The following is a 17,161-nucleotide window of genomic DNA, read 5'->3' on the forward strand; positions in this document are numbered from 1 at the left end:
CTCAGGAGATCAATCCTACTATGAACCGCTCACCTTTTCAGGTTTCAGGTCTCCAGTTTCATCCTTCCTCCGCTACTACCTTTGTAGCGGAGTTGGATCGATCTCCACGCTGCTGAAGCCGCTCGCCGAGAGTGCGGCGATGAGGGTGGTTTGGGTCGATTCCAGGTGAGGCATTTCCTCGGAAGAGACCTGCACTTTGGCTCCTGGACGATCAATTCCCTCCCTTCCATCCGGCGGCACGTAGCGGACGCGGAAGACCTTGAATCCGAACTGACGCACGATCGCCTCACCCCGTTCCACATAATCGAGCGCCTCACTGGTCACTCGTGTGCCATGGGGGATACGTGAACTGAGACACGGCTGGGCCGGTGCATCAGCTGTCGGGAGGCCGAGCTTTCGCGAAAGCGCACGGACATGGGCCTTGGTGAGGCCCGCCTCTTTCAATGGGGCGATCACGGAGAACTCTGCTGCCGCCTGCGAGCCCGGCCTTAGGTGGGCAGGGTCGTCGGCATTCTCCCCGTAGGCGATCGCAACGAATCCCCTGTCACGGGCCACCTGATCCATCCGGGTGAAGAGTTCGGCTTTGCAGAAGTAGCAGCGGTTCATCGGATTCTCGGCATAGCGTGGATCATCCAGTTCCGTGGTGGCTACCAACTCAAGTTGAGCGCCCATTTCTTTCGCTACCCGGACGGCTTCATTCAACGAGGCACGGGGCAGGCTGGGAGAGTCGGCGATGATAGCGGTGACTTGATTGCCCAGCGTTCGATGGGCGATTGCCAGTAGCAGCGTGCTGTCGACGCCTCCCGAATAGGCAATCAGCAGGGGAGCATGCCGGGACAGAATCCCCTCAAGGAGGACTTCCTTTGCTGCCAGATCAGTATCCAGAGTCGAGTTCTGGGAAGATAAGGTCACAGATTCAGCCGGTTGCAGAGATCAGGAATGTCCATCCGGATCCCTATGAAGAACTCGCCGAACTCCGCGTAGTGAGAGCTCACCACGTCGAAGCGCATCTCGTAGACGATCGCCTTGATCTCGCTGGTTGTCTTCGCGAAGAGGGTGACGCCCCATTCCATGTCATCCAGACCAGTCGAGCCTGTGATGAGCTGAAGAACTCGACCCGAGTAGGTCCGCCCGATTTTGGCATGGCCTGCCATGAGGCGCTTCCGATCCTCAAAGGGGAGGGCGTACCAATTCAGTTGCGGCAGGCGGCGCTTGGACATTGGGTAGAAGCAAAAGACCGGCCACTCCTGTGCATCGGGAAGCTCAGGAACCACACGGCGGCGCATGTACTTCTCCATGCGGTCATGGAATTCGGCGATCTTGGTCGCGAATTCAGGCGTCTCCGGGTCGATCCCTTCGGCTTTGAGTTCTGCACTGAATTCCGCTTCGGAGGTCGTGTATTCGCTCCTCTCGGTCATAGAGAGCCAGGAGAATGCAGGAGTCAGCATTCCTGCCCCGAGGCCCTCGCCGAGCAGTTTGGAGCAACGGTCGGCCACCTGGAGATCCGGAGTGACCAGCATGAAGCCGAGATCGGCCTTAGGGCCCACGACGCTGTAAGGGAGAAGTTGCGTCTCGGGGAGGGCTTGGATCTCCCTGACAGTCTTGGCAAGACCGTCGCGCCTCTTGCGTCGCTCAGGAGCCTCAAGGTAGCTCCAGGGCTCCTGCTCCATCCTGTAAAAGAGATGGAGGACATGACGCCCTTCGGTTGGAAGGATCGGGGCAAGGGAAGTGAGGGAGTCGCTCATGGGAGGATTCTGACAAATCCGCAGGTTTTGGCAACGAGTCGCGAAAAAACCGTTGCAATCGAGTCAGGCGCTTTTAACCTTTTCCTCACTATGGCTGACGTATCCAACAAGTATCCCGAGAATGTCGCAGGCGCCTACTACTGCGATGACCAGTGCATCGACTGCGATCTCTGCCGCGAGACGGCTCCTGCTAACTTCAAGCGCAACGAGGATGGAGGTCACTCCTATGTCTTCAAGCAGCCCGAGACTCCCGAAGAGGAGGCTCTCTGCAAGGAAGCCATGGAAGGCTGTCCTGTTGAGGCGATCGGCAACGACGCCTAGTCAGCAAAATCGATGGCCGCACCTCTACATGGTGCAGGTGATACGGGCAGTCGCTATCCCCAGAAGTGGTCGCCGGCCAAGAGGGTGACATTTGAATGGAGAGGACTGCCTGAAGATACCCGCCCGGACCGGGCGACTTCCATCGGGGAAGTGCTTGGGAAGCTTCTCCCCAAGCTTGGACTTGATGTTCGCATCAGGGAGGCTGACATCACGGCGGCTTGGGTCGGCATCGTGGGGGAGTTCATTGCCAAGCACTCCCAGCCGGAGCGTTTAGTCGCGGGAACTCTCATGATCCGCGTCATTCAACCGAGTGTCCGCTACGAACTCGACCGCACCTGGAAGCCCCAGATCATTGCAAAGCTTCGGGAGCAGTTCGGGGAGAAGGTGATCCGGGATATCAAATTCATTCTCTAAGGAAGCCATGAGTACGGAACGCATCATCGAAATCCGGGGACTGGAGGTTATGTCTCAGGTGGGTGTTCCGGCGGAAGAGAGAGCGGTTGCCCAACGCCTTCTGATCGACTTGCGGTTTGGGGCTCTTGCCCAACCGGAGTCACTCCATGACGACATTACCCTGACGGTTGACTACCATGCGGTGAGCCTGAGGATTGCAGAACTTGCCGCAGCACGTCACCGCAAGCTGATCGAGACACTTGCCGATGATTTGGCTGAGGCATTGCTCAGTGAGTTCAGCCTGCGCTGGATCGAAGTCACCATTCGCAAGTTCATCCTTCCGAACACGGAGTGGGTCTCAGTCACCATTCGTCGCGAAGCGAATGGTGACTGAGTAGGAAGGTGTGAAAGTGAAAAAGTAGGAAGGTTCGGAGGATATTCACGAAGAGGTACTTTTCAACTTTCAGACTTTTCCACCTTTTACTCCGAACCCCTCGACCCTTCGACTCTCCGCTATGAATCATCCTTCTCAAATACTCTCAAATTTAGCTTTCAGCTTTTGACTAAGACTTTACTACCTTACACCTTCACACTTTTACTGCCCCTCGACCCTTGACTCTCGACCCTCGTCGGTCGACTCCGCCCTAGTCAAACATCAGAACAATGTAGGCGACAAAGAGGAGGAGATGGACGAATCCCTGCAGGATATTCGTCTGTCCTTGGCCAAAGGTGACGATACAACTTCCCAAGGTCACGGCTAGTAGTGTCGTGTAAGTGGGTGAGAGTCCGAGGAGCAGCGGTTTGCCGTAGATAAGGCTGATGGCCAGTGCCGCCGGGATGGTGAGGCTGATCGTTGCCAGGACGGATCCGAGCAACACATTCACGGAGCGCTGCATCTGGTTCCGCGATGCTGACTGAATAGCGGCCAGGCCCTCGGGTGCCAAAATCAGAATCGCAACAATCAGACCGACAATATCCAGGGGAAGGCCCCCTTGATGAACCCGATAATCCAGCAGATGGGCCATCTGTTTGGAGAGCAGGACGATCGGGATCAAATGCAGGATTAATAAGAGCGATGCCCTGCCAATCGAGCCCTTGGGTTCCTCGGAATCGGAATCCGAGGGATTCCATCCCGCTTCGTTAAAGAACTCCCGGTGCCTGCTGGTTTGCACGGCCAGAAAGACGCCGTAAATCGTCAGGGACAGCAGCATCAGGCAGATGGCATGAAGGGGGGAGAACATCCCGAGGCCACCGGTCTTGGTAAAGTTGGGAAGAACAAGGCAGAGCAGCGAGAGAGGAAGAATCAGACCCAGAAAGGAATTCACACCCTTCAGGTTGAAGTTCTGCTCCCCGAATTTCAGACCGCCGATCAGAAGCGCCAACCCAAGCAGGCCGCCGAGTACCACCATCACAACAGAGAACATAGTATCTCGGGCCAGTGCCGGGTTATCACCATTGAGCATCAGGGCCGAGATCATCATCACCTCGATGCTGGTGACCGCAAGTGTGAGGATCAGCGTGCCGAGGGGCTCCTTGAGTTTCTCCGCCAGATGATCCGCATGGCGCACAACGGCGAATGAGGAAGAGAGCATCGCGGCGAAGAGCCAGAGAAAGAGAACCCAGCCGAAACCAAGGCCGGGATTGGTTCCAAGCCATGCTTTCCCAAGAGTCAGGAAGGCGAGCATGGTCCCGTAGCTCGTGAAGAGAACCCACTCCCTGCGCACGAAACGAACAACCGGGAAGGGGGAGAGAGGGCTCATGAGGCTAGATTATGGTACGAAATCACACTGATGGAACCATCGTTTTCCAGAATCGCCGCCCGCACATCTTCACAGTAGGAGAAGCCCTCAGAGCGCAAGGCCGACATCAACTCTTCCCGAGTGAGTTGGGCATCATGGAGTGCTTTCTCATAAATCCTTCCGTTATGGAGCAGAACTTGGGGGGATACGATCAGGCCGCGAAGAACGAATTCCCACCAAGGGAGCGAGAGATGCCACATCCTCTCGGCTTAATGGATGAGCTTCTTCAGAGGAAGAGATGAATTGCATTCGGTTCATTTCATTTTGAATTGAAGTATCTGCATTTTCTGCTTTCTTTTATGCATGAATGCTTCGGCGATCGTTGAGCGCATGAAGTCGGATCCTCCGACCTCCCTTCTGCCTATCCAGCAGGAGATGGCCTCTATCTTTGCTGATTTGGCTGATCTTTTTGGCAATCCCTCATCGCTGGGATCCATCTACGGACTCCTCTTCGCCTCTCCTAAGCCACTTTCCATGGAAGAGATCGTGGATCGACTCGACATCAGTGTCGGAACGGCCAGTCAGGGATTGCGGCGGCTTGTGGAAATGCAGGCCATCACGCCTAGAAAAGAGGAGGGGGAACGCGTTACCCGGTACGAGGCCAAGCTTGAGCTACGCCCCTTTGTGGCGATGTTTCTTGAGCAGCAGCTACTGCCGAAAATCGGTCACTCCGCCGAGAGGATCGAGGCCCTTAAGAAAAAGCTTTCCTCAATGCCCGAGGATTCCCGTGAGGAGTTAGGAATCCGCATGGAACGAGCTTCCAAGTGGCACCGCAGGGCCAAGACCTTCCTTCCCCTAGTCAGAAAGTTTCTTGGTGGGTGAAGTGGGTTAAGTAGGTTAGGGAAAACGCCGCCACATGGTTGGCATCACAACAATTCAAATCCGAAATAGCCTGAGGGGAAACCCAACGGTGAAGGGCGGCAGCGTGCTTTCGGCTGAGTCGAAAGACGAGGGCCGAGAGTCGAGGGCTTGAATAATAAAATGAGCAGCAATCTTAAAAACTTTCGATTTGAGAAGCTGGATGTTTGGCAACAAGCCCGTCGCTTGAACAAAAAAATCTATCTGTGCAGTCGCCAGTTTCCAGAGTCAGAACGATTTGGTCTCGTGAGTCAGATCAGGCGCGCCTCGGTCTCCATTTCTTCCAACATAGCTGAGGGCGCAGGAAGAAATTCCGACACCGACTTTTCGCATTTCCTTGAAATTGCCTATGGATCACTCATGGAAGCTATCTCTCAGCTTTATTTGGCACTGGACGAAAATTATATCACAAAGGCTCAACTGGACGATATTGCGAACGATGCACATAGCCTTGGGGCACAGATTACAGCGCTTTCTAAATCTCTCGGCAGGCAGCCCCGACGATTGAAGCAAGGCGCTTAAAAGCCTTCCATCGCGGCATGTATCTTTGTTTTCTAGCCCTCGACTTTCGACCCTCGTCGTTCGACTCGGTATGAAAAAACATTTTTTAATCATCGGCGCCGGCTTCGCCGGCCTCACCCTTGCCGAGCGGCTCTCTAGCCAATTGGGAGCTAAATGTACAATCGTCGAGAAGCGGGGGCATATCGGCGGCAATGCCCAGGATGAGTATGATGCGGCGGGAGTACTCGTTCATAAATACGGCCCACACTACTTCCGTACTAATGCAACGCGCATTGTCGAATATCTCTCGCAGTTCACGGAGTGGCATCCCGTTGACTATAAGATCCTCAGTTACTCCGATGGGCGCTATTGGAACTTCCCGATTAATCTCAATACCTTCGAGCAGTTCCTCGGGCGGGAGAGCACCAGCGAGGAGTTCGAGACTTGGCTGGCCTCCAAGCGTGTACCCATCGAGAACCCTGCCAACTCGGAAGAGGTCATCGTCTCTCAGGTCGGCTGGGAACTTTATGAAAAGTTCTTCAAGAACTACACCCTCAAGCAGTGGAAGAAAGATCCGAAGGAGCTTGATGCTTCAGTTTGTGGCCGAATCCCGATTCGGACAAACCGGGATGATCGGTATCTCCGAGAGGAATTTCAAGCCCTGCCCAAGGAGGGCTACCACCGGATGTTTGAACGCATGCTGGAGGCCTCGCCCGGAGTGGAGGTCATCTTGGATACCGATTACCGCGATGTCATGGAGAAAATCCCTCACGACCACCTAATCTATACAGGCCCGATCGACGAATACTTCGACTTTTGCTTCGGCCCGCTACCCTACCGATCCCTCCGCTTCGAGAATGAATCCTTCGGTCCGGATGCACTCAAGAATAACGAGGCAATTTCTGGAAAGCCTAGTTTCTGGCAACCCGCCATGCAGGTGAACTATCCCAATGACGAGGAATTCACACGCATCGTCGAGATCAAGCATGCCACGGGTCAGGAGTGCGCAAACACGACCATTGTACGCGAATACCCTGCCGACTATGAGCCTGGCAAGGAAGCCTACTATCCGATTCCTACGCCCGAGACCGCCGCGCTATACAGGAAATACGCAGAGAAGGCCGCGGAGCTATCCAGCATCAGTTTCATCGGACGCCTCGCTACCTACCGCTACTACAACATGGACCAGGTTGTAGGGATGGCTTTGACTGAGTTTGAGAAGCTCAGGAAGAGGTATGAAGGTAGGAAAGTGTAATGTACGAAAGTTATTTTCGAGTTTTCCTTATTCCTGTTCCCTTTCTTTTCGAGCACTGAATCAGACGCTACGCCTAAACGACTTTTTCACCTTTAACTTTTCCACTTTTTACCAAGATCATGGACCAGGTTGAAGGGATGGCTTTGACGGAGTTTAAGAGGTTAAAACAATCTACCAATTTGTATTTCATCAAATAATGACAGAAAAAGACATTATAGGTAATTATGCAGATCTTGATGCGTCGTGCCGGTGAGAGCGCCATGCTGGGGGCGATTCAATATCTTGCATTAAGTTATCCAACCAATCCCAGTTGCTGAAACCAAACCGATTCGGGCCTGAAAAAACAATTGTTGAAAATCTCATATGGATTGCAGAGATGCTCAATTATTCATTTGAAACTATACTTCCATGTTGCGACTTCTCAAAGAAATCTATAGAAAATGCGTCGACTTAATGCCTGATATATGGGCAATACGTACACACTATTTAAGAAATATTAGGAGACTTCCAAACCTGAAATCACCGGTTTCTCTCAACGAAAAAATCAATTGGAGAAAGTTATATCAGAGGGATGAGAGGTTCACTCTTTTTGCAGACAAAATCACTGCCAAGACGCAGGTATTGGATTTAACAGGGCCTGATGTCATCAATCCCACTTTATGGACTGGATTCGATGCCTCGACAATTCCATGGGAGACATTGCCGCCACCCTTTGTCATCAAGTGGAATCATTCGGCGGGAGACGCGCTCTTTGTGATGAATCCGTCAACGATGAATCGGTCAGATGTCGAGCAAACCTTGGTGGCTAATCGAAATAAGAAGCATGGACACTTTAGTCGAGAATGGGGCTATTACGAGATCAAGCCAATGTTGATGATAGAGCCAATGCTGCTTACCAAAGACCTAAAGCCGCCCGAAGATTTTAAGTTTTTCGTATACCACGGTCGCGTTCACTTTATTCAAGTCGATTTAGGGAGATTCACTTATCACGAACGATGTTTTTTTGATCGCGACTGGAATTACATTGATGTTAAACTAACTTGGCCTTCTCCTTGCGATGTACCTGCAAGACCCGAGTGCTTTCAACGGATGATCGAAGTGGCGGAGAAGATCGGCGGACTATTTGATTTTATAAGAGTGGATCTTTATCAACTTCCCCCGAAAGTTTATTTTGGGGAGGCTACCTTCTATCCTGGCGCCGGCTATGAACCTTTTCATAATGATGGGGATGATTTTATGTTTGGTGCTCCTTGGAAGTTAAAATCCTAAACCTTTTGTTTTATTAAGATGGCTAAAATCCCGAATGCCCGTCGGAGCGGTCTTAGAGTTTATAAAAACTAAGCCATACTTACCTGCGAACTAAGAAAAAAAACCAACTCCTCATGGGTATCATCCGTTTTCTTCTGGCTTGCTCGGTGGTCATTGCCCATGCGCATCATTCCATTAGCATTCCCATTCTTAATGCGGGAGCTTGCGTAGAGACCTTTTTCATTATTTCGGGATTTTACATGGCGCTGGTGCTTGAGACTAAATATCACTCCGATAGGAGAGCTTTCTGGTTGAATCGATGGTTTCGCATCGCGCCGACCTACTACATGATTCTTCTGGCATCTCTTGCCATCTATTTCGCAGCTAGCCTTTGGAAGCATCACCCGATCGACAGGCTTAACTTCTTTGTTACAGCATTCCATGATCACGCATGGGGAGCTCTCGCCCTGGGAACTCTTCCTCAGATCTCGATCGTGGGACTCCAGTGGCCTCTTCTACAGGTGTACACTCCCACTTCGGGGCTTGCGTGGCTTGGATTTTCACCGATGGGCGAAACATCGATCATGATGGAACGTTTTCTCTTTGTTCCCCAGGCATGGTCCGTGGGGGTCGAGTTGATGTTCTATCTGATCGTTCCTTTTCTAAACAAGCTTAGCACCAAGAATCTCCTAGTAATAGCCTTGGCATCCTATGCTCTGAAAATATCACTCCGTTTCTCGCTGTCTGGCGGATTGCTCTCAAAATACGATCAGGTAGCGCTGCCGCCCCAGCTGTGTCTTTTCATTCTTGGGATGCTGGCCTGCAGATATCGCCATGCGATTCTTAGTGTTGTTCCAAAGGTATGGGGGCCATTTATCCTTACTCTTTGGGTTCTTTGTTTCACAATTTTCGAGTTATTTTCATTCAATCCCACCGAGACTCTTTTTCTGTTGTTCTCCGCCTCCATTTTGCCTTCTGTCTTCGACTGGAGCAAATCACTGTCTTGGGATCGCTGGATCGGGGATCTCTCCTACCCTATCTATATGAGCCATATTGCCCTACGATGGTTGCTTTTGGGAACCGGAGCAAAAGCTTATCAAGGTTGTTCTCCGTGGATCTTGCTTGCGATCACGATACCTGTCGCGATAGGAATTTCATATCTTGTGGAGGGACCGATCGATCGATGGAGACACAGAACTTATCCCCCGCGCAGTGAAAAAAGTCAAAAGCCGCTCCTGAGCTAAGAAAATATGTTATTCAAAAATTACAAAAAAAAGCGGCAATTCAAAAGGATTTGCCACCTCATTCATGAGGATGCATCGGGCGGCGGTCCCACGACGGTGATCAAGCATATCAAGTTTTATCACCAAGAATACGATATTGTTGGCCTTGCGGGAGGGGAGGGGAGGATCGCTGAATTTTGTAAAACGGAGAAGGTCCGGTTCATTAGGCTTCCTATCGAACGCCTGTGGAAATGCCTCTGGGGTTGGATTCCACTGTGGTGGTATCTTTTCAAGCTGGATCCGGACCTGCTGATCCTTCACGGGCAGTGGGGTGCACCCTTCGGTGCTTTGGTCGGGAGGTTAGCGGGCATCAGTAGAATGCTCTACATTGCGCATTGGCCGGCGTTTTATACGGACTGGGATCTTTTCAGGGTCGTTCGGAACCATATCGTCGAATCAATACCCGTGCATCTCTGCGGCAAGGTAATCTGCATTTCCCCCGAAAATCTCTATCAGTATCAGATACGTTTTCCAGGCCAACTCGACAAACTGCTTCATATTAGCAATCCCTACGACACCTCTCGCTTGCCAACCAAGGAAGAAGCCGTTGCAACAAGGCTGAAGTGGGGATGGAGTAACGACCTCATCCACATTGTCTCCGTGGGTAGAATCGCTACTCAAAAACATCTTGAGTGGCTTCTTCAAAGCTGGGTGATTGTTCAGAAGGAGGTTCCTGAGGCCCGTCTTTGGATCGTAGGTGACGGTGAGGAGGAGGAACGTATGCACCAATTGGCGAAAGAGTTGGAGATCACCGCCACCTGTGCCTTTTTGGGCGCTCAACCAAAAGGCATAGAATTCATCAATGCCGCAGACGTAGTAGCCATGACAACCCTCTACGAAGGACATGCCAATATTCCCATGGAGGCCCATGCCTGCCAGAAACCAATTGTTGCCAATGCTGTCGACGGAGTCAGGCTCTCCATTAGTGACGGGGTTGATGGATTCCTGGTGCCCGCTGGTGATGTACACGGATTCGCCGATAAACTTATACTTCTATGCCGATCGAAAGAACTCAGAAACCGGCTCGGCGAGGAGGGGCTTAAGAACCTTCAGCAATTTTCGTTCGACAAAGTAATGGCTAAATACTCCGCCGTGATCGCTACGATCATTGAAAAATAAGCAGCCATCCTCATGAATAAACCGTTTTTTTCCATCTGTATTCCTGTCTACAACATGGTGGATACGATCAGTTTAAGTATCGAATCCGTGCTACAGCAGACATGCGACGACTGGGAGTTGATCATTGTGGACGACTGCTCCTCCGACGGAACCTGGGAGCTTCTTCAAGAAGAGTATGCCAGTCATCCGAAGATTTCCCTTCATCGGAACCAGAATAACCTTAAGCTTTGGGGGAATTTCAATATATGCATTGATCTTGCTAAAGGTGAATGGTGGGGATTGCTGGCCGCTGATGATACCTACCGCCTACATGCACTTGAAACGATTCGAAAAGAGGTCACCAAAAATGAAAAAATTGTTCTGTGGACGCATGCACATTTGTGTAGTGGAGAACATATTCCCGCTCATATCGTTCCCGTTTATAACCAATTAAAAATATTTCAGGCCGGTAAGTTAGCAGAATTGCTCTACACCAAAGGAAACATCTTTGGAGAAATCAGTAGTTATTTTGTAAAAAACAAGAACGTCAAGGAAGCGACGCTTCAATTCCGCGAATGCAGTACATGCGAGGATTTGGATTTCTGGATTCGATTGTTGCATGCGAATACTGATGCATTGGCCATCTACTGGCCGGATGTTCTTGCCTCAGTATTGTTGCACCCCGCAAGTGCTAGCGCCGAAATTACCCGTAGTCATGCTGGTATCCGTGGATTATTCGAGACTGTGGCGCGATTGGGGTCTTTAGGATGGCCACTACGGGTGGTGCTCTGTCAATACATCAGATTAATTGTTTTCTTTTTCAGGCAATACCCATTGATTTCAGGGGATCGATGGGGATTGCTTAAAAAAACCCTTTTTTGTCTTAAAATCTCTGGGATTTAAGAGGAGCAATGTTCGTTTTATTATGTTATTTAATTCACCTGTTTTCTGGACGGGGCTAGTCACGCTTCTAAGGACCGGCGGTTTCTTTATCGTTCTGCCTGTACTGCTTCGGAAGGTGCCTACGGAGGAACTCGGCATGTGGTATGTCTTCCTTGGGATTGCTCAGTTCAGTGGAATCGTGGAACTCGGGTTTGCCCCAAACATATCCAGATTCGCCAGTTTTTTCCTGGCGGGGGCTGCATCACCTCGCTCCATGGAAATTGACCATTCCACCTCGGAAGAGTCGGAGCCCAATCTTGCTGGTATCGCAGGGTTGGCCCAATTAGGAAGAAACCTCTATCCGCGACTCGGCACTGCCGTCGGAGTACTGATGACACTTGGCGGAGGGATCTGGCTCCACATTCAATTCGGGGCCAAGTTTTGGAATCTTCAGGTAGCGCCGGCGTACTTTCTCTATGCCGCTGGAATGACAGCCAGCATGTACGGCTATTTCTGGATGAATCTGCTGTTTGGTGTCGATAGGGTTCGTCAGGGCCAGCAGGTTTTCGCCATCGGTCTTGTGCTCAATTATGCTCTTTGCCTTGGGGGCCTACTTGCCGGAGCCGGACTTTATGCTCTGGCACTGGGACAAATCGCCCTGGCAATCTATCCTCGCTGGATGGCGAGTCGGATCCTCAAAAGGGATTTTCTTAGCAAGACACCCTCCATACAGGAAGTTTCTTGGAGGGATCTCTGGCCCATGACCTGGCGGAGTGGACTCTGCACCTTTGCTGCCTAGCTTTCGATGCCAGTCACAACGCTTATTTGCGCTCAGATCACAGGCCTTGCCGACACGGCGCGCTACGGCCTCTCGATGCAGCTTGTCACGATGGTTTACGGACTGGCGGGAACATGGATGAGCGTCTGCTGGCCTGATGTCCTGACGTCCGTGCTTCAACACGATGGGAGTGTGAGTTCTGATTGGAGTCGTACTGGTCAGAACTATCGGATGGTCCTCGATTCTATTGGCGAACTTGGAGCGCTCGGCTGGAAAAGCTCGGTTATCCATTGCCAGTATCTACATGGATTTGTTTTCTTTTTAAAACGATTTGGCAAAATACCAGGTGATCGCTGGAAGATTCTGCTCCACAGTTTTCGGATGCTTAAGATCCAGTAGCGATAAATTCCTTTACTGGATTGATGGGGATAGTTTCTGAAACCATCCAGCTTCCATCGTCAGTAATGAATTTAATATTCATTATCATCTAATAAAAAATTCAAGTGTTTTTTAACACAAATAATATCTGGAGCCTAATCAAGCACACACATCGCTCCGCTGTTGCGTGGACGATGATTGTGGCCTTGGTGAGAATTGGAGGTTTACTGGCTTGTCTTCCGATTGTTGCTCGCCATGTTTCATCAGCGGAATACGGCCTTTGGCAACTGCTTCTAGCCTACACAGGCATCTCAGCGCTCATTGATATAGGATTTGGACCAGCTGCGGAGAGAGCTGTCAGTTTTGCATGGGGGGGGGCGAAGGTACTAAAGGCGCTTGGCCATTACGCGGTATCTGAGGATGAAAATAGTGAACCCAACTACAAGCTCTTAGCAGAACTGATAAAAACTATATCCGGTTATTACGCGGCGCTCTCAATTGTTACATTGGTGCTTGCACTAGGAGTCGCATCATCCTCCATATGGCATAAGACAACTGACCTTCCGCACCCGATATCACTTCGGGTTGCAAGTGTAGTATTTATTATCTTTATGTCACTCGGGGTGATAACCTATTACTGGAATATTTGCCTGATAGGAATTAATCGCGTAAAAGAAGCGCAGGTGACAATGCTCCTCGGATTAATCATTAATTATAGTATTCTGATAGCGGGACTCTTTTGCGGTGCGGGAATCTGGGCTTTAGTCAGCTCTCAAATTGTCATGATGGCTTGGAATCGTTATAGATCTCGCGAATACTTTCTCAGGTCGGCAGGTGAGCAGTTCATGATTGCATATAGAGACGCGCGCATGAGCAAGGAAATCATCATGACGCTCTGGCCTATAGCTTGGCGCACCGGACTAACCACATTTGGAAGTTACATGATCAATCAGGGCTCGCTGATCGAGGCCTCGATGTTGGGAGTTGGTTTATCCTCCTTGGGATCCTACGGCCTCACAAAGCAAGCCTTCAGTGTTGTAGCACAACTAAGTTCCACCTGGACCAGCACGAAAGCGCCATTGATTTACCAGTGGAGATCTCAGGGACGCGATCGTGATATTTGGCATTTATTCAAGAAGCGATTGATCCTCCAATGGATTACCTGGGCTGTTTGCGCGATCGGTTTGATTATTATTGGACCACGATTAATTCACTTGTTAAGGTCTAAAATCGACCTCTTGAGCTGCTCAATGATGATTTGGATGGCGATAATTGGTTTATTGGAATCAAACCATCAATCTTTTGGTATATTAATATATTCTGAAAATAAAAATCCTTTAGCCGGACTGACAATAGTAACCGGCATAATCATCTTGGCGATCGGGTTTTTCTTGATTGCCAATCACCATATATGGGGTTTACTCATTGCACAGGGAGTGGGGTTTGCCCTTATTGCAAATTGGTGGATTCCATGGCGCGCATACAAAGCGCTTATCACAAAAAATACCAATTAACCTATGATGCAAACAATATTGTATAAATCAGCTGAAAGAATAAGGGCGCTCTGCAATTACAAGCTTCCTAATATATTCTATAGGCTTCCGAATCGCATGGGCCAGTTTCTCGGTTCCGGAGTGACTGAAGTGTTGCCCGGAACAAAAATGGTGCTAAACCTCAATGACCGATTGCAACACACGCTGTTTGTAAATGCACTTAAATATGAATCAGAGATCCAATCCCTTATTGCAAGAACCGTAAAAAATGGGAAAAGTTTGTTTTTAGATATCGGGGCGAATGCTGGATACATGAGTTATGTAGCCTTAAATTCATGTCCAACTACCATTGTCTACGCCTTTGAACCAAATCCCATTTTAGTTGAACAGATCGCGAGGGGGATAGAAATTAACAAGTACTCGTCATTTAAAGTCTTTCAGATGGCGTTGGGAGAGCAAGATAGTCAAATTGAGCTAAACATTCATCCCATGAATGCTGGATGGGCAACCCTCAATCTTGGAGATGAACTCAACAATGAGGAGTGGGAAAAATGTATTGTTCCTCTAAAAAAGCTGGATGATGTGATAACCCAAGAGGAAATCTCGAGACTACCAATCGACCAAATTGTCATAAAGATGGATATTGAAGGAAACGAAGTCAAAGCATTGAAAGGAATGTCCGAACTGCTTCGCAATGAGAAACTAAAACTAATCATTGCTGAAATCTATCAGAAAAGGCTTGAGGCGGCTGGAAATACTCAAGATGAATTATTCACGTTGCTGCAATCGAACGGCTTTGTGGTCTATGCAGATAGTGAATTCAAAAATGAAGTTTCTCTTCCATATAAAAGTAATTCACCATGGAATGCGTATTTTCAGAGAAAATAAACTAAAATGAAGTCTCCTATATTATTAGTGTGGCTTAAGTCTGCTACAGATGGATTGTTTAGGGGGATTACAGGAGTCGACTATTGTCGATTCCGTGAGTGGCCCCTCGCCGAAGGCGCAATGAATTTGGAAGACGGAATGGAGGTTTTGGACGTGGGATCCGGGGATGCCTCATTTTTTCCTCTACTATTAGCATTAAAAAGGGATATTAGACTTACTGTTCTTGATTATTCTGATACTATGGTTGTTTTAAAGAATAGATTTGATCAAATAATTTCAAAAAGACTTACCAAAACGCATCCATCTTACATAAATGCCGATGCCAGAAAAACTCCTTTTCCCAAGAATTCTTTTGATCGAATTAGCTGCGTTTCAACAATTGAACACATTCCTGAATTCGGCGACATCGAATCCATACGAGAATTCGAACGCATTTTGAAACCTGGAGGAAGGCTTGTAGTGACAGTTCCGATGACTGCTAATGCTAGAGATGAATATAAAATGAATCATGTCTACGAAAGGACCGCCGATGGTGGTCCTGTTTTCTTTCAGAGGATCTATGATTTTCAATCATTAGAGAATCGTATCCTTTCCGATACAAAACTACGCTGCGTTAATAAAAGATTTCTTATCGAACCGCGAAGACAATATTTCTGGGAGCAGGATTGTCCTCGTGAACACCGAAGCGATTTTACGCTACTCCATACCGCTCCGATACAGTCTCGCTTATCACGGGCCTTGATGTTGTGGCGGTCTATGTATTATATCCGTGAGGTTGGGGAAAAAGTAGCCCGGCAATGTTCTTCCAAACTGATTGCTGGCATTGTTGTTCTTGAGAAATAGCCACTTGAATTGATCGGATCTCCTACAAGCCGAATCTTAGCTATCAAGCTGGATCACATCGGTGATTTTGCTCTGGCTCTTCCTGCATTGAGCGCAGTTGCCCTGCAGGCCAAATTGCATGTGGTTGTAAGCGAGTTGAATCTTGGGTGGCGTGAAGTTTGTCCCTGGATTGAGGAGTTTCATGTCGTCCAGTTTCCCGGTTACCAGACCGGGAGACAGAAAAAAAGATCTCGCATTATCACTGCCTTGTCTCTTTTAAAACTAACATGGAAATTACGCAAATACGACTTTGATTATGCTGTTGATCTGCGAACGGTTCCCGATGACTGGAGGGGAAAACTGATCGCGCTTTTATCGGGTGCCCGGCATAGAATAGGAGCGATTGGAGTGGGAGATGCCATGTTGACTCTCTCGCTAGCCGATAACTCGCAGCATGAGAGCGATAGAATCCTTGATCGGATTCGAGCGATATATCCAGGGATAATAGTACCCCCGGCACCTTGGGTTCAGGTTTTAAGGAAGAGACCACGATCGTCTCATGCACTCGTACTCTTACATCCTGGATCCGGTTTTTCCTCAAAACTCTGGCCTGATAATTTCTGGAGAGATCTGGTCAATATACTAGCAAGTACGGATCCTAGTATTGAACTGAGATGGTTGGGAGGCGTTTCTGATAGAGATCGGATATCTGCTATCAATGCGATATTGCCAACCGGAATATCCTCGTGCATCAGCGCTTCTATTTCTGAATCCCTGCAGGAGATTGCAGATGCAGATCTGCTGCTTGGACTGGATAGTGCAGCCCCCCATATGGCGGCGACGGTAGGGACCCCAGCAATTACAATTTTCAGCAGTGCCAATGAGCCTTCCCGATGGAAGGCACTGGGTGATAATTCAATTGCTACATCACACGTCAGTTGTTCCCCCTGCAAACTAAAGGAATGTAATCAAAAGACACATGCATGCATGGAGAATATTCGCCCGGAGGAGGTGGCTGGACTAGTTATCAATAAGTTGAACAAGCTCTCGCTTCACGCTTCATGAGTAAGGCCAAAAACTATGCGTCCCCGTCTCGCTCTCTTTGAATTTCGCATGATCGGGGATGCCGTTATGGCGCTTCCTTTTATCCGATCGGTTCAGGAAAAATATGATGTGTATGTCTGCTGTACGCCCAGCGGACTGGAGGTATTCAGCATGGTTCTACCTCCGGAAAAGATCCTCTACTGGCGCCCCCCCTGGGTTGATGAGGCAAAGAAGTATGGTTCTTCATCAGTTAGCTTGGGAAATGGGATGGAAAAGAGTAAGTGGAGAGGATGGAAAGCACTGAATTATACGCGAGAGCGATAGGAGTTGAAACTCCGTGGAGGGTGAGGGAAGTGGAGATGGATATGGAGGGGA

Annotated in this window: 21 protein-coding genes; 16 read left to right on the forward strand and 5 right to left on the reverse strand. The window is 49.4% G+C overall.

Annotated elements, in window-relative coordinates:
• Positions 1-75 precede the first annotated feature (75 nt).
• Together larE and K8R57_07920 are read right to left on the reverse strand one after the other, a co-directional pair.
• The gene (gene larE, locus K8R57_07915) at positions 76-912 is read right to left on the reverse strand and encodes an ATP-dependent sacrificial sulfur transferase LarE (GenBank protein MCE9588223.1); all 837 of its coding nucleotides are present in this window, start codon (positions 910-912) and stop codon (positions 76-78) included.
• Positions 909-1,745 (reverse strand): chlorite dismutase family protein, encoded by an 837-nt coding sequence (locus K8R57_07920; GenBank protein ID MCE9588224.1) that lies wholly within the window; start codon positions 1,743-1,745, stop codon positions 909-911. Before K8R57_07920 ends, larE begins: the two co-directional genes overlap by 4 nt.
• A 90-nt stretch (positions 1,746-1,835) precedes the next feature.
• Between K8R57_07920 and K8R57_07925 the strand changes: the two genes are divergently transcribed.
• The 3 genes from K8R57_07925 to K8R57_07935 are packed head-to-tail and all read left to right on the forward strand — an operon-like array spanning position 1,836 to position 2,853.
• Positions 1,836-2,066, forward strand: coding sequence for a ferredoxin (locus K8R57_07925; GenBank protein ID MCE9588225.1), 231 nt, complete (start codon positions 1,836-1,838; stop codon positions 2,064-2,066).
• A gap of 12 nt (positions 2,067-2,078) precedes the next feature.
• Positions 2,079-2,480: a DUF721 domain-containing protein gene (locus K8R57_07930; GenBank protein MCE9588226.1), complete on the forward strand. Its 402-nt coding sequence runs from the start codon at positions 2,079-2,081 to the stop codon at positions 2,478-2,480.
• A gap of 7 nt (positions 2,481-2,487) precedes the next feature.
• Positions 2,488-2,853, forward strand: coding sequence for a dihydroneopterin aldolase (locus K8R57_07935; protein ID MCE9588227.1), 366 nt, complete (start codon positions 2,488-2,490; stop codon positions 2,851-2,853).
• Positions 2,854-3,103: 250 nt separating this feature from the next.
• Here K8R57_07935 and K8R57_07940 read toward each other — a convergent pair whose 3' ends face one another.
• Positions 3,104-4,219, reverse strand: a complete 1,116-nt coding sequence (locus K8R57_07940; protein MCE9588228.1) for a calcium:proton antiporter — start codon at positions 4,217-4,219, stop codon at positions 3,104-3,106.
• Entirely contained in the window at positions 4,216-4,458 is a 243-nt protein-coding gene (locus K8R57_07945) for a DUF421 domain-containing protein (GenBank protein ID MCE9588229.1), read from the reverse strand. Before K8R57_07945 ends, K8R57_07940 begins: the two co-directional genes overlap by 4 nt.
• Positions 4,459-4,561: 103 nt before the next feature.
• Between K8R57_07945 and K8R57_07950 the strand changes: the two genes are divergently transcribed.
• The 5 genes from K8R57_07950 (at position 4,562) to K8R57_07970 (ending at position 9,364) form a co-directional block, all read left to right on the forward strand.
• Positions 4,562-5,080 carry a transcriptional regulator gene (locus K8R57_07950; protein MCE9588230.1) on the forward strand — a complete coding sequence of 173 codons (519 nt, stop codon included), beginning with the start codon at positions 4,562-4,564 and terminating at the stop codon, positions 5,078-5,080.
• A gap of 159 nt (positions 5,081-5,239) precedes the next feature.
• On the forward strand, positions 5,240-5,638 hold the full coding sequence (locus K8R57_07955) for a four helix bundle protein (protein MCE9588231.1): 399 nt from the start codon (positions 5,240-5,242) through the stop codon (positions 5,636-5,638).
• Between the two features lie 70 nt (positions 5,639-5,708).
• Positions 5,709-6,872, forward strand: a complete 1,164-nt coding sequence (gene glf / locus K8R57_07960) for a UDP-galactopyranose mutase (protein MCE9588232.1) — start codon at positions 5,709-5,711, stop codon at positions 6,870-6,872.
• Between the two features lie 408 nt (positions 6,873-7,280).
• Positions 7,281-8,141: a hypothetical protein gene (locus tag K8R57_07965; GenBank protein ID MCE9588233.1), complete on the forward strand. Its 861-nt coding sequence runs from the start codon at positions 7,281-7,283 to the stop codon at positions 8,139-8,141.
• 113 nt (positions 8,142-8,254) lie between these two features.
• Complete coding sequence (locus tag K8R57_07970) at positions 8,255-9,364, forward strand: acyltransferase (protein MCE9588234.1); 1,110 nt, start codon at positions 8,255-8,257, stop codon at positions 9,362-9,364.
• 9 nt (positions 9,365-9,373) lie between these two features.
• Here K8R57_07970 and K8R57_07975 read toward each other — a convergent pair whose 3' ends face one another.
• A complete protein-coding gene (locus K8R57_07975; protein ID MCE9588235.1) occupies positions 9,374-9,664 on the reverse strand; it encodes a hypothetical protein in 291 nt (96 codons plus the stop codon).
• A gap of 57 nt (positions 9,665-9,721) precedes the next feature.
• Here K8R57_07975 and K8R57_07980 point away from each other — a divergent pair, with 57 nt between their 5' ends.
• The 8 genes from K8R57_07980 to K8R57_08015 all read left to right on the forward strand — a co-directional run bounded on the left by K8R57_07980 (position 9,722) and on the right by K8R57_08015 (position 16,807).
• The gene (locus K8R57_07980; protein MCE9588236.1) at positions 9,722-10,522 is read left to right on the forward strand and encodes a glycosyltransferase; all 801 of its coding nucleotides are present in this window, start codon (positions 9,722-9,724) and stop codon (positions 10,520-10,522) included.
• A 12-nt stretch (positions 10,523-10,534) separates the two neighbouring features.
• Positions 10,535-11,404: a glycosyltransferase gene (locus tag K8R57_07985; protein ID MCE9588237.1), complete on the forward strand. Its 870-nt coding sequence runs from the start codon at positions 10,535-10,537 to the stop codon at positions 11,402-11,404.
• 22 nt (positions 11,405-11,426) lie between these two features.
• The gene (locus K8R57_07990) at positions 11,427-12,182 is read left to right on the forward strand and encodes a hypothetical protein (GenBank protein MCE9588238.1); all 756 of its coding nucleotides are present in this window, start codon (positions 11,427-11,429) and stop codon (positions 12,180-12,182) included.
• A gap of 6 nt (positions 12,183-12,188) precedes the next feature.
• Positions 12,189-12,560 (forward strand): hypothetical protein, encoded by a 372-nt coding sequence (locus K8R57_07995; protein MCE9588239.1) that lies wholly within the window; start codon positions 12,189-12,191, stop codon positions 12,558-12,560.
• 104 nt (positions 12,561-12,664) lie between these two features.
• Complete coding sequence (locus tag K8R57_08000) at positions 12,665-14,053, forward strand: hypothetical protein (GenBank protein ID MCE9588240.1); 1,389 nt, start codon at positions 12,665-12,667, stop codon at positions 14,051-14,053.
• 3 nt (positions 14,054-14,056) lie between these two features.
• Positions 14,057-14,920, forward strand: coding sequence for an FkbM family methyltransferase (locus K8R57_08005; protein MCE9588241.1), 864 nt, complete (start codon positions 14,057-14,059; stop codon positions 14,918-14,920).
• Between the two features lie 6 nt (positions 14,921-14,926).
• Positions 14,927-15,763 carry a class I SAM-dependent methyltransferase gene (locus K8R57_08010; GenBank protein MCE9588242.1) on the forward strand — a complete coding sequence of 279 codons (837 nt, stop codon included), beginning with the start codon at positions 14,927-14,929 and terminating at the stop codon, positions 15,761-15,763.
• A gap of 9 nt (positions 15,764-15,772) precedes the next feature.
• Positions 15,773-16,807 carry a hypothetical protein gene (locus K8R57_08015; GenBank protein ID MCE9588243.1) on the forward strand — a complete coding sequence of 345 codons (1,035 nt, stop codon included), beginning with the start codon at positions 15,773-15,775 and terminating at the stop codon, positions 16,805-16,807.
• Positions 16,808-17,161 lie beyond the last annotated feature (354 nt).

Source organism: Verrucomicrobiota bacterium (assembly GCA_021413925.1).
Classification (GTDB): Bacteria; Verrucomicrobiota; Verrucomicrobiia; order Chthoniobacterales; family UBA6821; genus UBA6821.

Bases quoted from the DNA above. Each gene is read 5' to 3' on its own strand.
- K8R57_07920 (MCE9588224.1), bottom strand. From the start codon at position 1,745: ATGAGCGACTCCCTCACTTCCCTTGCCCCGATCCTTCCAACCGAAGGG.
- K8R57_07925 (MCE9588225.1), top strand. From the start codon at position 1,836: ATGGCTGACGTATCCAACAAGTATCCCGAGAATGTCGCAGGCGCCTAC.
- K8R57_07930 (MCE9588226.1), top strand. From the start codon at position 2,079: ATGGCCGCACCTCTACATGGTGCAGGTGATACGGGCAGTCGCTATCCC.
- K8R57_07935 (MCE9588227.1), top strand. From the start codon at position 2,488: ATGAGTACGGAACGCATCATCGAAATCCGGGGACTGGAGGTTATGTCT.
- K8R57_07940 (MCE9588228.1), bottom strand. From the start codon at position 4,219: ATGAGCCCTCTCTCCCCCTTCCCGGTTGTTCGTTTCGTGCGCAGGGAG.
- K8R57_07945 (MCE9588229.1), bottom strand. From the start codon at position 4,458: ATGTGGCATCTCTCGCTCCCTTGGTGGGAATTCGTTCTTCGCGGCCTG.
- K8R57_07950 (MCE9588230.1), top strand. From the start codon at position 4,562: ATGAATGCTTCGGCGATCGTTGAGCGCATGAAGTCGGATCCTCCGACC.
- K8R57_07955 (MCE9588231.1), top strand. From the start codon at position 5,240: ATGAGCAGCAATCTTAAAAACTTTCGATTTGAGAAGCTGGATGTTTGG.
- glf (MCE9588232.1), top strand. From the start codon at position 5,709: ATGAAAAAACATTTTTTAATCATCGGCGCCGGCTTCGCCGGCCTCACC.
- K8R57_07965 (MCE9588233.1), top strand. From the start codon at position 7,281: ATGTTGCGACTTCTCAAAGAAATCTATAGAAAATGCGTCGACTTAATG.
- K8R57_07970 (MCE9588234.1), top strand. From the start codon at position 8,255: ATGGGTATCATCCGTTTTCTTCTGGCTTGCTCGGTGGTCATTGCCCAT.
- K8R57_07980 (MCE9588236.1), top strand. From the start codon at position 9,722: ATGCTCTACATTGCGCATTGGCCGGCGTTTTATACGGACTGGGATCTT.
- K8R57_07985 (MCE9588237.1), top strand. From the start codon at position 10,535: ATGAATAAACCGTTTTTTTCCATCTGTATTCCTGTCTACAACATGGTG.
- K8R57_07990 (MCE9588238.1), top strand. From the start codon at position 11,427: ATGTTATTTAATTCACCTGTTTTCTGGACGGGGCTAGTCACGCTTCTA.
- K8R57_07995 (MCE9588239.1), top strand. From the start codon at position 12,189: ATGCCAGTCACAACGCTTATTTGCGCTCAGATCACAGGCCTTGCCGAC.
- K8R57_08005 (MCE9588241.1), top strand. From the start codon at position 14,057: ATGATGCAAACAATATTGTATAAATCAGCTGAAAGAATAAGGGCGCTC.
- K8R57_08010 (MCE9588242.1), top strand. From the start codon at position 14,927: ATGAAGTCTCCTATATTATTAGTGTGGCTTAAGTCTGCTACAGATGGA.